Source organism: Streptomyces sp. DSM 41931, assembly GCF_050271085.1.
Lineage (GTDB): Bacteria > Actinomycetota > Actinomycetes > Streptomycetales > Streptomycetaceae > Streptomyces > Streptomyces albogriseolus.
Genome location: NZ_CP189902.1, coordinates 2,650,297 through 2,663,870, shown reverse-complemented (window position 1 = coordinate 2,663,870; position 13,574 = coordinate 2,650,297). Strand labels below are relative to the sequence as shown.

General features: G+C 73.0%; 12 protein-coding genes. 10 read left to right on the top strand and 2 right to left on the bottom strand.

Features of this window, described 5'->3' with window-relative positions:
- The first annotated feature begins 90 nt into the window (after positions 1-90).
- Complete coding sequence (locus ACP7TJ_RS12335) at positions 91-1,071, top strand: extracellular catalytic domain type 1 short-chain-length polyhydroxyalkanoate depolymerase (RefSeq protein WP_427763146.1); 981 nt, start codon at positions 91-93, stop codon at positions 1,069-1,071.
- Between the two features lie 3 nt (positions 1,072-1,074).
- Here the strand turns inward: ACP7TJ_RS12335 and ACP7TJ_RS12330 are convergent, their stop codons facing one another.
- Together ACP7TJ_RS12330 and ACP7TJ_RS12325 are read right to left on the bottom strand one after the other, a co-directional pair.
- Positions 1,075-2,082, bottom strand: coding sequence for a LacI family DNA-binding transcriptional regulator (locus ACP7TJ_RS12330; RefSeq protein ID WP_189912694.1), 1,008 nt, complete (start codon positions 2,080-2,082; stop codon positions 1,075-1,077).
- A gap of 98 nt (positions 2,083-2,180) precedes the next feature.
- Positions 2,181-3,485 carry an MFS transporter gene (locus tag ACP7TJ_RS12325; protein ID WP_093767077.1) on the bottom strand — a complete coding sequence of 435 codons (1,305 nt, stop codon included), beginning with the start codon at positions 3,483-3,485 and terminating at the stop codon, positions 2,181-2,183.
- Positions 3,486-3,569: 84 nt separating this feature from the next.
- On the opposite strand from ACP7TJ_RS12325, the gene ACP7TJ_RS12320 reads away from it, so the two are divergent.
- The 9 genes from ACP7TJ_RS12320 (at position 3,570) to ACP7TJ_RS12280 (ending at position 13,530) form a co-directional block, all read left to right on the top strand.
- A complete protein-coding gene (locus ACP7TJ_RS12320) occupies positions 3,570-4,553 on the top strand; it encodes a LysR family transcriptional regulator (protein WP_427763143.1) in 984 nt (327 codons plus the stop codon).
- Between the two features lie 300 nt (positions 4,554-4,853).
- On the top strand, positions 4,854-6,221 hold the full coding sequence (locus ACP7TJ_RS12315; RefSeq protein ID WP_427763141.1) for a hypothetical protein: 1,368 nt from the start codon (positions 4,854-4,856) through the stop codon (positions 6,219-6,221).
- A complete protein-coding gene (locus ACP7TJ_RS12310; RefSeq protein WP_427763139.1) occupies positions 6,221-8,407 on the top strand; it encodes a polysaccharide deacetylase family protein in 2,187 nt (728 codons plus the stop codon). Before ACP7TJ_RS12315 ends, ACP7TJ_RS12310 begins: the two co-directional genes overlap by 1 nt.
- Positions 8,404-9,726: an acyltransferase family protein gene (locus ACP7TJ_RS12305; RefSeq protein ID WP_427763137.1), complete on the top strand. Its 1,323-nt coding sequence runs from the start codon at positions 8,404-8,406 to the stop codon at positions 9,724-9,726. Before ACP7TJ_RS12310 ends, ACP7TJ_RS12305 begins: the two co-directional genes overlap by 4 nt.
- Positions 9,727-10,021: 295 nt before the next feature.
- Entirely contained in the window at positions 10,022-10,405 is a 384-nt protein-coding gene (locus ACP7TJ_RS12300) for a type II toxin-antitoxin system RelE/ParE family toxin (RefSeq protein ID WP_266397611.1), read from the top strand.
- Positions 10,402-10,740 (top strand): helix-turn-helix domain-containing protein, encoded by a 339-nt coding sequence (locus ACP7TJ_RS12295; RefSeq protein ID WP_266397609.1) that lies wholly within the window; start codon positions 10,402-10,404, stop codon positions 10,738-10,740. Before ACP7TJ_RS12300 ends, ACP7TJ_RS12295 begins: the two co-directional genes overlap by 4 nt.
- Positions 10,741-10,754: 14 nt before the next feature.
- Positions 10,755-10,991, top strand: a complete 237-nt coding sequence (locus tag ACP7TJ_RS12290; protein WP_164313931.1) for a helix-turn-helix domain-containing protein — start codon at positions 10,755-10,757, stop codon at positions 10,989-10,991.
- A 152-nt stretch (positions 10,992-11,143) separates the two neighbouring features.
- Positions 11,144-11,998: a hypothetical protein gene (locus ACP7TJ_RS12285; protein ID WP_427763134.1), complete on the top strand. Its 855-nt coding sequence runs from the start codon at positions 11,144-11,146 to the stop codon at positions 11,996-11,998.
- Between the two features lie 173 nt (positions 11,999-12,171).
- Positions 12,172-13,530: a nitrate/nitrite transporter gene (locus tag ACP7TJ_RS12280; RefSeq protein WP_266397603.1), complete on the top strand. Its 1,359-nt coding sequence runs from the start codon at positions 12,172-12,174 to the stop codon at positions 13,528-13,530.
- Positions 13,531-13,574 lie beyond the last annotated feature (44 nt).

The following is a 13,574-nucleotide window of genomic DNA, read 5'->3' as shown; positions in this document are numbered from 1 at the left end:
TCTGTCATGCCCGGCCACATGTGTGCACCCCCGGGATATGGGGGCCGCGCCCATATCGGTGGGTGGTTCACGCTTCTACCTTCGCTCTCCATGACACAGACCAGAGCCGCACTGCGCCCCACCGTGCTGACGGCCCTCCTGGCCGCCCTCCTCTCCGTCCTGCTCGCCCCCGCGCCCGCCTCCGCCGCCTCCCTCCAGGAGGTCACCGGCTTCGGCAGCAACCCCGGCGCCCTGAAGATGTACCGCTACGTCCCCGACGGGCTGCCCGCCGGCCGCCCCGTGGTCGTCGCCCTGCACGGCTGCACCCAGAACGCCGCCGGGTACGCCTCCGGCACCGGCTGGACCACGCTCGCCGACCGCTGGGGCTTCTCCGTCGTGCTGCCGCAGCAGCAGAGCGGCAACAACCTCAGCCAGTGCTTCAACTGGTTCGGGTCCGCCGACATCACGCGCGGCCAGGGCGAGGCCGCCTCGGTCGCCCAGATGGTCGACCGGCAGCTCGCCGACGTCTCCGGCGACCCGTCCCGCGTCTACGTCACCGGGCTGTCCGCCGGCGGCGGGATGACCGCCGTGATGATGGCCGCCTACCCGGAGAAGTTCGCCGCGGGCGGGATCGTCGCCGGACTGCCCTACGGCTGCGCCCAGGCCGCCGGGTCGCCGTACGTGTGCATGTACGTCGGGGCCACCCAGACCCCGGCGCAGTGGGGCGACCGGGTGCGGGCCGCGCGGCCCGGGTACGCCGGGCCCTGGCCGGCGCTCACCGTGTTCCAGGGCACGGCCGACTACACGGTGAAGCCGGTCAACATGACCGCCCTGGTGGACCAGTGGACGAACGTGCACGGCGCCGACCGCACCGCCGACGTCGCCGACACCGTCGCCGGCCACCCGCACCGCGTCTACCGCGGCCCCGGCGGGAACGCCGTCGTGGAGACGTACAGCCTCACCGGGATGGGGCACGGCCAGCCCGTCGACCCCGGGACCGGCGACGCGCAGTGCGGGGCGGCCGGGGCGTACTTCCTGGACGTGAACCTGTGCGCCGCCTACCGGCTGGGGAAGGCCTGGCAGCTCGGCTGAGCGTCAGTGCCCGCGCGGCGCCGTGCTCGCCCGCTCCGTCAGCCGGGGCGGCAGCAGGGTGGTGCCCGGTACGGGGGCCCCGGACAGCTTCCGCACCAGCAGATGCACCGCGCGGGCGCCCAGCTCGGCGGCCGGCACGGCCACCGAGGTGACCGGGACGCGGGCCGCCGCGGCGACCGGGGCCGGGCAGACGGCGGTCAGGGACAGATCGCCGGGGACCCGCATCCCCAGCTCCTCGAACGCCTCGATCAGCGGGTCGACGAGCGGCTCGTTGTGCACCACCACCGCGGTCAGCGCGGGCAGGTCGCGCAGCAGCCGCTCCACGACCGCGCGGGCCGCCTCCCGGCCGGTGCCGCACGGCAGCACCGCCGAGGCCAGCCCGTGCCGGTCGGCGGCCGCGGTGAAGCCCTCCACCAGCCGCCGGGCGAACGCGGTCCGCCGCACGTACACCTCCGGCGGCGAGCCGACCAGCGCCACCGCGCGGTGCCCGAGCCCCGCCAGATGGTCCACGCACAGCTCCCCGGCCGCCCGGAAGTCCAGGTCGACGCAGGTCAGGCCGTCCGCCTCGGCGGGCACGCCGATCAGCACGGACGGCAGGGAGCAGGAGCGCAGCAGCGGCAGCCGCGGGTCCTGCAGCTGCACGTCCGTCACGATCACCCCGTCCGCCAGCCCCGTCTCCGTGACCCGCCCGATGCCCTCGTCGCCCTCGGCCTGGGTGAGCAGCAGCACGTCGTGGTCACGGGCCCGGGCGGCGGTGACCACCGACACGGCGAACTGGGTGACCACCGGCACATGGATGCCGGGCCGCATCGGCACCGCCAGCGCGAGCACCTTCGCCCTGGCGCCGGACCTGGAGCGCCCGCCGCCGTCCGCGCGATAGCCCAGCTCGCGCACGGCGGCCTGCACCCGGCGCCGGGTCGCGTCGGAGATCGGCCGCTTGCCGCTCAGCGCGTACGAGACCGTACTGGGGGAGACGCCGGCGCGCCGGGCCACATCCGTGATCTTCACCATCGGGAGTCCTCGTGGGCACGGTCCGTGGGGGGAGGAAGCGGCCGACGCCCTTGTCGAAGCGCTTCGACGGGTGAAGGTATGTGCGGGATCTGTGGCCGTCAATGGTGCGGACGGTGATCCATGGAGCGGTTCGACGAGCCGAACGAGAGGAGGGACCCGGCGACCGCGAAGGCGGTCAGCGCCGCCGCCACCGGCACCCCGTACCCGGCGGTGGCCGAAACGTGCTCCACGACCCAGCCGCCGGTCGCGCTGCCGCAGGCGATCCCGCCCAGCAGCCCGGTGACCGCCAGCGTCATGCCCTCGTTCAGCCGCCCCTCCGGGGTGTGCCGCTGCACCAGGGTCATCGTGGTGACCATCGTCGGGGCGGTGGCCATGCCCGCCACCAGCAACGCGCCCGCCAGGACCAGGAGCGAACCGGTGAGGGCGGCGGCCAGCAGCGGCAGCGTCATCAGCGCGGCCATCGCGGCCAGGCACCACAGCAGGCGGGACCGTGCCGACCCGGCCGGGCGCGCCGCCCCGTACAGCAGACCCGCCGCGCAGGAACCCGCCGCCTGGAGCGCCAGCACCGCACCGGCCGCCGTACGGTGCCCCTGTCCGTCCGCGAACGCGATCGTCACGACCTCCATCGAGCCGAACACCGCGCCCGTCGCCAGGCAGACCAGCAGCAACGGCCGCACGCCGGGCGCGCGCAGGGGAGCCCGCCCGGGGGCGCGGCGGACGGCCGGGGGCTCCGTGGAGCGCTGCGCGGTGAACAGGGCGACGCCCGTCAGCAGCAGCACCGCGCCGGTCAGCGTCCCCGCCTCCGGGAAGAACGTCCCGCACAGCACGGCCGCGAGCACCGGGCCGAGCATGAAGCACAGCTCGTCGGCGGCCTGCTCGAAGGAGTTCGCGGTGTGCAGCGCGTCGGGTCTGCCCTTCAGCAGATGCGCCCAGCGGGCCCGGGACATGCCCCCGGTGTTCGGGGTGGTGGCGGTCGCGGCGTAGGCGGCGAACAGCGTCCAGTCCGGGGCGCCGTACCGCACGCAGAGCACCAGCGCCAGCGAGCCGAGCACCGCGATCAGCGTGGCCGGCAGCGCGACGCGGGCCTGCCCGTGGCGGTCCACCAGGCGCGCGGTCCACGGGGCGACCACCGCCGTGGCGGCGAGCCCGGTCGCGGTGACGGCGCCGGCCAGGGCGTACGACCCGCGGCTCCCGGCGATCATCACGATCGCGCTCACCCCGAACATCCCCATCGGCAGCCGGGCGAGCAGGTTCCCCGCCGTGAAGGCGCGGGCGCCCGGCACGGCGAACAGACGGCGGTACGGGCCCGGCTCGCGCGGGGCGCGCGGAGTGAAGTCGACGGCCACGAGGGTGTCGGCGGTGACGGTGAACAGACGGGTGTCCCCGGAGGTCGGCTGCGGCATGGCCCCACCGTCGCCCCTGGCGGTGGCGCCGGTCCAACACCTTCTCCGCACCGATTGACGCACCCGTGTTGTAGGTTCACGGCCATGCCCGCCCCCGCCCACGTCGACCCCCGCCTGCTGCGCGCCTTCGTCACCGTCGCCGAGGAGCTGCACTTCACCCGGGCCGCGGTCCGCCTCTACGTCGCCCAGCAGGCGCTCAGCCGGGATGTGCGGCGCCTGGAGCGGGAGCTGGGCTGCGAGCTGTTCGTCCGCAGCACGCGCCGGGTCACGCTCACCGCCGACGGCGAGCGCCTGCTGCCCTACGCCCGTGCGGCGCTCCAGGCGCAGGACGACCTGCTCGCCGCCGCCGGACAGAGCCGCCCGCTGCTCGTGGACCTCAACTCCCCGGGCCTGGAGACCCACCGCGAGGTGCTGCACCGGGCGCGGGAGCGGGCCCCCGGGCACGAGCTGATGGCCCGTTACGAGAGCGGGCTGACCTGGGCCGCGGGGGAGCTGCTCGCCGGGCGGCTCGACGCGTCGTTCGGCCGGTTCGCGGGGCTCGCCCCGGCCGTGCGGGCCGGGCTCGACCAGCAGCCGGTGCGGTACGAGCCGATGGCCGTGGTGCTGCCCGACGACCACGCGCTGGCCGGCCTGCCGGAGGTGCCGCTGGCCGCGCTGGCCGGGGAGACCGTCTACGCCGGGGCGGGCAACACCCGCACCGAGGAGTGGACGGACCTGGCGCGGCGGCTGTTCGACGGGCGGGGCATCGCGCTCGCGTCGCCCGCCCCGCTGGCGGTGGGGGAGGAGGAGTTCCAGCGCGTGATGGCGCGCACCCGGAACCCGATCCTCGCCGTAGTCGCTTTTCCGCCACTTCCCGGAACCGTGTCGCGGCCCCTGGTCGAGCCGGTCCCCCTCTCACCCGTGTCTCTTGTGTGGCGGAAGGGCGTGATCCATCCCGCTCTGACCGAACTGCGCAGGACGGCGGCCGATCTCGCCGCCGAGCGGGGCTGGTTGAAGCGCCCAGCGGACTCCTGGCTCCCGGAAACGGACGCCCAGGTGATGGGAGCGCACCCAATGTCTCGCTGCTGACACAAAAGGTCTCCACGCAAACACACCACCTCCGCGTGCGCTACATTCGATGCTCGAGCACGGTGTGATAAACGGGGCGCTCGGAGCGGGTGGGGGGCCCGGTCCGCCGACGGGTGCTCGGGTCGTACGCGCGCCGATGGTTCCGTTGGGGGGATGTGCGAGCGCGTGGAGAAGTGGCGAGAAGACGCCCAACCAGGGCGGCCGCAGCCGGCCGACGGTTCCTGGAGGTTCGCGGAAGCGGACGAGGACGCCCGCGAGACACGGGTGCTCCCCCTGGCGGAGAGACCCGGCGAACCCGGCGTGAGAGACGGCGCGGAGAGCCTCGGTTCCGGTTCCGATTCCCTGGACGAACGCTGGGCGCGTCTCGGTGTCCTCCCGTCCGGGAACGGCGGGAACGCCGGGAACGCCGGGAACGCCGGGGACGACGACCGCACCCAGGTGCTGCCCCCGATCGGGAGCGACGACAGGACCGAGGGCCTGCCCGGGACGGGCGGCCGCCCCCGCCCGTCCGGCGCGCCCCGGCCCGGCGAGGACCGCACGCAGGTGCTGCCCGAGGTGGGCGGCCGCCCGGCTCCGCCCTCCCGCCCCGGCCCGGCCGGCGGTACCCGGCGCGCCGACGGCCCCGCCGCGTCCGCGGGCCGTGCCCGCTTCGACGCGTTCGGCAAGCCGCCCGCGCCCGCCGCACCCGCCGGCCGCGACCGCTTCGACGCCTTCGGCAAGCCGCCCGCGGCCCGCCGGACCGCCGACGACGCCTACGACTCCGAGCGCACCACCGCCCTGCGCGTGCCGCGCCCGGCCGCGGTGGCGCCGGACGCCGGCGCCACCGCCCGGATCCCCGCCGTGGACGCCGCGGTCCCCGGCGACGCCGGCACCGCCGTCCGCGACCCGTGGCAGGAGGAGCCCGGCACCCACGAGGCCACCCACGACCCGCACGAGGTGACGGTCCAGCTCGACGCCGTGCAGATCGGCGCCGGCGCGGTGCTGCGCCGTACACCCGGAGCGGGCGCGGCGCCCGAGGCGGCCCCCGTGTTCGTCGACGAGTCGGGCCGCCGCAACCGGCTCTACCGCCGCATCGGCCTGGCCGTCGGCCTCGCCTGCGCGGGCTACGCCGTCGTCATGGTCGCCACCCTGCTGTCCGGCAACTCCGACGCCCCGTGGATGCCCGTTCCCGGCCAGGAGGGCAAGCCGGCCGAGCAGGTCGAGACCACGCCCGGGCCCTCCGCGACCGACCCCGTGCCCAGCTCCGGCACCAGCCTCGACCCGGGCCTCGGCACGCCCACCCCGGGCGCCTCCGACCTGCCCGGGCCCGGCGCCTCCGCCCCCGCGGCGGGCGGCACCGGCGGCACGGTGCGGCAGCCGGAGGGCGGCTCCCCGGCGACCAGTCCGGCGGACCGCGCCAGCTCCCAGCCGGCCACCGGCGGCGGCGACGGAGGCGGCGGGACCGCCGTCGAGACGCCCCCGGCCGGAGGCGGCACCGCCACTCAGCCCACGACGCCGATCACCCCGGACGACACGGCTCCCCCCGCGACGTCCGACCCCACCGGCGGCGGCCAGGCCGACGGCACCGACAGCCTGTCCGCTCCCTCCGCCGACCGCCCGGTCGCCGCCGAACCCGCCGCGGGCGACGACTCCGCCCCGGCCGCACCGTCCCCGGAGAACGTCCTCTGATGGCACCCCCGTCCCACCGCCGCCGGGCGCCCCGCCCGGACCGGCGCGGCGCACTGCGCCGTCGCATCCCCCTGCGCCTTGCGCTGCCGCTGCTCGTCCTGGTCGCCCTCGCCGCCATGCTGATGCTCCGCGGCTACGTGCACAGCGAGATCCTCGCCGACCACCGGGTGCAGGACCCGGCGCCCACCACCGAGGTGCCCAAGGAGATACTCGAGGGGGGCCCGGTGATCGACGCCCGCACGGGCAAGGCCGCCACCCTCAGCGTCCCCGACCGCCGGCTGGTGCTCACCTTCGACGACGGCCCGGACCCCACCTGGACGCCGAAGGTGCTCGACGTGCTGAAGAAGCACGACGCGCACGCCGTCTTCTTCGTCACCGGCACCATGGCCTCCCGCCACCCGGACCTTGTCCAGCGCATGGTCGACGAGGGCCACGAGCTCGGTCTGCACACCTTCAACCACCCCGACCTGTCGCTGCAGTCCACGAAGCGCATCGACTGGGAGCTGTCGCAGAACCAGCTCGCCCTCACCGGCGCGGCCGGCATCCGCACCTCGCTGTTCCGCCCGCCCTACTCGTCCTTCTCCGCCGCCATGGACAACGAGTCCTGGCCGGTCACCAAATACATCGGCAGCCGCGGCTACCTCACCGTCGTGAACAACACCGACAGCGAGGACTGGAAGCGGCCCGGCGTCGACGAGATCATCCGCCGCGCCACCCCGGAGAACGGCAAGGGCGCCATCGTCCTCATGCACGACTCCGGCGGCGACCGCAGCCAGACTGTGGCCGCGCTCGACCGGTTCCTGCCCGACCTGAAGGACAAGGGCTACGAGTTCGACAACCTGACCGAGGCCCTGGACGCCCCCAGCGCGCACAGCCCGGTCACCGGGCCCGAGCTGTGGAAGGGCAAGGCCTGGATCTTCCTGGTGCAGGCCTCCGAGAAGATCACCGACGTGCTGGTGGTCGGCCTGGCCGTCATCGGCACCCTGGTCATCGCCCGCTTCGTGCTGATGCTGCTGCTGTCCGGCGCCCACGCCCGCCGGGTGCGCCGCAAGGGCTTCCGCTGGGGCCCGCCGGTCACCGAGCCGGTCACGGTGCTGGTCCCGGCGTACAACGAGGCCAAGTGCATCGAGAACACCGTCACCTCCCTGATGGCCAGCGACCATCCGATCGAGGTGCTGGTCATCGACGACGGGTCCACCGACGGCACCGCCCGCATCGTCGAGGCGATGGGCCTGCCCAACGTCCGGGTCATCCGCCAGCTCAACGCGGGCAAGCCCGCCGCCCTCAACCGGGGTCTGGCCAACGCCCGCTACGGCATCGTCGTGATGATGGACGGCGACACGGTCTTCGAGCCGTCCACCGTCCGCGAGCTCGTCCAGCCCTTCGGCGACCCGAGGGTCGGCGCCGTCGCTGGCAACGCCAAGGTCGGCAACAAGGACAGCCTCATCGGCGCCTGGCAGCACATCGAGTACGTGATGGGCTTCAACCTGGACCGCCGGATGTACGACATCCTGCGCTGCATGCCGACCATCCCGGGCGCCGTCGGCGCCTTCCGGAAGTCGGCGCTGGAGCCCATCGGCGGCATGAGCGACGACACGCTCGCCGAGGACACCGACGTCACCATGGCGCTGCACCGCGCCGGCTGGCGCGTGGTCTACGCGGAGAACGCCCGCGCCTGGACCGAGGCCCCGGAGACCGTGCAGCAGCTCTGGTCCCAGCGTTACCGCTGGTCCTACGGCACCATGCAGGCCATCTGGAAGCACCGCCGCGCCCTCGTCGACAAGGGCCCCTCCGGCCGCTTCGGGCGGGTGGGCCTGCCCTTCGTCTCCCTGTTCATGATCGTGGCCCCGCTGATCGACGTCTTCCTGCTGTACGGCCTGGTCTTCGGGCCGACCCAGCAGACGATCCTGGCGTGGCTGGGCGTCCTGGCCATCCAGGCGGTGTGCGCCGCGTACGCGTTCCGCCTCGACAAGGAACGCATGACCCATCTGATCTCGCTGCCGCTCCAGCAGATCCTGTACCGCCAGCTCATGTACGTCGTGCTGCTCCAGTCCTGGATCACGGCGCTCACCGGCGGCCGGCTGCGCTGGCAGAAGCTGCGCCGCACCGGCGTCGTCGGGGCGCCCGTGAACGGGACCGTGCAGGGCGGCCAGGTGTACAACGACGACCGGAGGCCGGTGGCATGACCCACGGACACCCGTCCGGCGCCGGTCCGGTCCCGGACCCGGCCGGCCCCGTTTTCCCGACCCCGTACGGCGCCCCCGCGGGCGTGGCTCCGGAGCCGGCGCATCCGTTCCCGCGGCAGCACACGACGGAACCGGCGGCGGTGGAGCCGGCTCCGGAGGAAACCTCGGCCGCTCCGACGAAGCCGGGCCGGGACCGGTACTTCGACTTCCTGCGCGCGGTGGCCCTCTTCCGGGTGGTGCTGTACCACCTGATGGGCTGGGCGTGGCTGCCCGTGGTCTTCCCGTCCATGGGTGTGATGTTCGCCCTCGCCGGCAACCTCATGGCGCGTTCCCTGAAGCGCCCGGCCGTCCAGGTCGTGCGGAGCCGGATGCGCCGCCTGCTGCCGCCGCTGTGGCTGATGGGCGCGATCGGCGTGACGGCGATGGTGCTCCAGGGCTGGGGACCCGACGCCGACGGGCACCCGGGCTGGTGGTGGTTCCACCTCGTCTACTGGATCCTGCCGCTGAGCGATCCGCCTTACGGCGAAGGGCTCCCCGGTGTGCACGGCATCCTGGCGGAGAACTGGGCCGCCGACTTCGCGGGTCCGCTGTGGTACATCCGCGCGTACCTCTGGTACGTCCTGCTCTCCCCGCTCCTCCTGCGTGCCCTTCGCGCCCTGCCCTGGGTGACGCTCCTGGCTCCGCTCGCGCTCTCGGCCGCGCTCCACTTCGGTTACCTCGAACTCCCCGGTGAGCGGTTCCCCTCGGCCCTCACCGACTTCAGCACCTTCGGCGCCTGCTGGATCCTGGGCATGGCCCACCAGGAAGGCATCCTGAAGCGTCTCCCGCGCTACATCGTGCCCTCGGTGGCGCCGGTGATCGCGGCACTGGGACTCTGGTACGCCTTCAGGGAAGGGTTCAAGACGGGGTACGACCTCGACTCCATTCCCTTCGCCCAGGCGGTGTGGTCCTTCGCGACGGTGCTCCTGCTGCTGCACCTGAGCCCCTCGTGGACCGACTGGCCGAGCTGGCTGCGCCGGTGGGACAAGGCGATCACCCTGCTGAACTCGCGAGCCGTGACGATCTACCTGTGGCACAACGTCTGCATCGTCGTCGCGGCCACGCTCTGGGACCAGCTGTGGGGCTTCGACGTGATGTACGAGAACGTGCCCTGGCTGCTGGAGAGTTCGTGGCCGGTGCTGGCCCTGACCTGGGTGCTGATCGGCAGCTGCGTCGTCTGGTTCGGCTGGATGGAGGACGTGGCGGCGAAGCGCAGGCCGCAGCTGTGGCCGGACGGAAGCAAGAGTTCTCGCCCGAGGGCGGGGGCACACCGGAGCTGATCGCCAGGTTTGCTGAGGCACCGAGAGTGGAGGGGCCGTCGGACGACACGTCCGACGGCCCCTCCGTCCGTTCACCCGCGCCGCTGCCGGTTCATCCCCGATGAGCAGGTAGATGTTGGCGGAGCCCCATCGCCGGGGTAGACCCGGAGTCTGCCGCCGACGCGGACGACAACGTCTTCGCGGGTGACGCCGTAGACGCGGACACGACGCCGGAGTGGCTGCGATCGCGGCAACGGCATACGACCTGAACTGCGAAGTCGCGCTCTCGCCCGCCGTGTCATATACCATCGGCGCTATGGACGGCGGGCGCTACTCGATCGAGATCGAGCCGGAGGTGCGGCTGTGGCTGGAGACCATTCCCGCCCATCACTACAAGCAGGCCGAACGCGTCGCCGACCTGCTCGCCGAGCAGCCCACCACGCTCGACGAACCGCACTCCCGCCATTTGGGCGGCAAGCTCCGCGAGCTGCGCTTCCGCCTCGGCGATGCCCATCAGCGGATCACCTACTGGCTGGCGCCCGGCCGACGTGTCGTGCTGCTCACTGTGTTTCGTAAGACCAAGATGCGCGAGCAGGCCGAAGTGGACCGCGCCCACGACGCACAGCGATTGTGCGAGGCAGAGCACGAAGCCGCCGCCGAGCACGACCTCTACAGCCGCAACCTCAAGGAGAACCGATGAACCACAGCGAATGGAGGACCCGTCGCCACCGCCGGCTGTTGGGCGAACACCTGGACACCGACCCCGAGTACGACCGGGTCTACGAAGAGGCCGGGCTCGCCATGACGTTGGGTAAAGCCGTCTACAACCGGCGCAAGCAGCTGGGCCTGAGCGAGGCCGACCTCGCCGAGCGCATGCACGTCGACGTCGATGACATCGAAGGCATCGAGACGGCCACCGAGCTGCCGCCCATCGCGGTCATCATGCGCCTGGCCCGCGCACTGGACCTCACGGTTGACGTGCACCTCGCCGGCGGAGACGAGCCCACCGTCACCATCGTCGCCCCAGCGGCCTGAGAGGGGGAGCAGCCATGCAGGACCCGCCTTCCGCGCTCGCCCGTGAGCTCGGGCAACTCGTCCACGACCGGCGCATCGAGCTCGGGCTGTCCCAGGCCGAGCTGGCCGAGCGGTGCGGGATGAAACAGCCGCAGATCTCCCGCTTCGAGGGCGGCGGGACCGTGCCCACGCTTCCCCTCCTGCGCCGCCTGGCTCAGGCTCTCGGAGCCGACCTGACCATCAGCCTCACCCCGCACGACAAAGCCGCTTGACGCGCATGCGGAATTCCTGGACTTACGGCTCGGTACTTGGCCACCTGTGTCTCCGCGTCCAGGAAACCGCAGCCCCCGTGGTGTGAGGTGGGCGGGCGTGCCACACTGCCCCTGTTGCTGAAGTGAACGGTGGGCCAGGGGGCGCGGGGCGAATGAGCAAGCGGCAGACGCAGAAGATGCTGCGGTTGATGGCGAGCGGGGAGCCGGTGGAGCTCACCAGCCCCATGGCATCCGTGAAGAAACTCGCCCGACTCGCCTTCGTCGCCCAGCAGTTCGGCTACGAGTACGCCGACGTCCGGCAGGGCGGCGGGAACAACAGCCAGCTGAAGATGCTGATCGTGCCCGACCCCAGCCCGCAGGCGCGGGCCCGCGCCGCGCAGAACTGGGCGCAGTACCCCAACGCCCACGACGGCGTCTCCGTGCCGCCGCTCGTGCCGGACGCGTTCGAACTGCTCAAGGCGCGGATCAACTTCGACCTCACGGGCAAGAGCGCCGAGAAGCGCATGGGCTACGGCGCGATCGGCGTCTCCATCGGCTCCGTGATCATCGCCTACCGGCTGGGCGGCACCTCGGACGACTTCGTGATCGCGGGGATCATCTGGCTGGCCCTCATGGCGGTCTTCGGCATCGGGTTCGTCGTCACCCGCAAGCGCAACGCCAAGTTCGCGGCGCGGCTCCAGGCGGCCGGTTTCGCACCGGTGGCGGACGAGACGGGCCGGGTGCGCTACCTGCCGCCGGGCTCCGGCACCCCGTACGGGGCCGGCCCGTACGGGCCGTACGGCGCGCAGGCCCAGGGCGCGCCGCCGTTCCCGCAGCAGCAGCCCGCCCCGGAATACGCCCCGCAGCCTCCGGCGTACGGCCAGCCGTTCCCGCAGCAGCAGCCCGCCCCGGGGTACGCGCAGCCCGGCCCGTACGCCCCGCAGCCGCCCGCCTACGGCCAGCCGGGTCCGTACGGCGTTCCGCCGCAGCAGGCGCCCGGCCCCTACGGGCAGCCCCCGCAGCACTGACCCTCACCGCGCCGTCGGTGACCGGTGACGGACTTCTCTCACCCCGCCCCCGGCGGGGGTGAGAGCAACGTTCCCTGCCGGTCACCGCGTGCCACAGGCCGGAAACGCTCCCTCCCTACCTTCGGGATCAGCCCTCGCGGCACCGCCGCGCCCCGGAGAGCAGTGGAGGCCCCATGACAGCCCGCAGCGGCCGTTGGATCCAGCAGTGGGACCCGGAGGACGAGACCTTCTGGAACCGCACCGGAGAGCGGATCGCCCGCCGCAATCTCGTCTTCTCCGTCCTGTCCGAGCACATCGGCTTCTCCGTCTGGACCATGTGGTCCGTGCTGGTGCTCTTCATGGGACCGGAGTACGGGCTGACGCCCGCCGACAAGTTCCTGCTGACGTCGCTGGTCACGCTGGTCGGCGCCGTGGTCCGGGTGCCGTACACCTTCGCCGTCGCGATCTTCGGCGGTCGGAACTGGACGGTGATCAGCGCGGCGCTGCTGCTCGTGCCCACCGTCGCCGCGTTCGCCGTGATGGAGCCGGGGACGTCCTTCTCCACCTTCCTCCTCGTCGGCCTGCTGGCCGGTATCGGCGGCGGCAACTTCGCGTCCTCCATGACCAACATCAACGCCTTCTTCCCGCTCAGGAAGAAGGGCTGGGCGCTCGGGCTGAACGCCGGCGGCGGCAACATCGGCGTCCCGGTGATCCAGCTCGCCGCCCTCGCGATCATCGGGGCGAGCGGCGGGCCGCGCGTGCTGCTCGGCATCTACATCCCGCTGATCGTCGTCGCCGCCGTGCTCGCCGCGTCCTACATGGACAACCTCGCCTCGGTGAAGAACGACACCGGCGCCGCCAAGGACGCCGCCAGGGAGGCGCACACCTGGATCATGTCCTTCCTCTACATCGGCACCTTCGGCTCGTTCATCGGCTACAGCTTCGCCTTCGGGCAGGTGCTGCAGAGCCAGTTCGACCGCACCCCGCTCGAAGCCGCCTACGTCACCTTCATCGGTCCGCTGCTCGGCTCCCTGATCCGCCCGGTGGGCGGCTCGCTCGCCGACCGGTACGGCGGCGCGCGGATCACGCTGTGGAACTTCGTCGCCATGGGCGCGGCGACCTCCGTGCTGATCGTCGCCTCCATGCGGGAGTCGCTGGCGCTGTTCACCGTCGCCTTCGTGGTGCTGTTCGTGCTGACCGGCCTCGGCAACGGGTCGACGTACAAGATGATCCCCGGCATCTTCCAGGCCAAGGCGCACGCGCTGGGCCTCGAAGGGGAGGCGGCGGCCGGGTACGGGCGGCGGCTGTCCGGGGCGTCCATGGGGCTGATCGGCGCGGTGGGCGCGCTCGGCGGCGTCGGCATCAACCTGGCCTTCCGCCAGTCCTTCCTCTCCTACGGCTCCGGCACCGGCGCGTTCGTGGCGTTCCTCGCCTGCTACGCGGTCTGTTTCGCGGTCACATGGGCGGTATACCTTCGCCGGCCCGCCGCCCGCCCGGCCGGAGCGGCCCCCGCCACGGAGGAGAAGCCGCAGCTCAGCTACGCCGAGGTGTGACGGCGGGTGACGTAACACTGGTGACATGAAGCCGAACCGAGCCT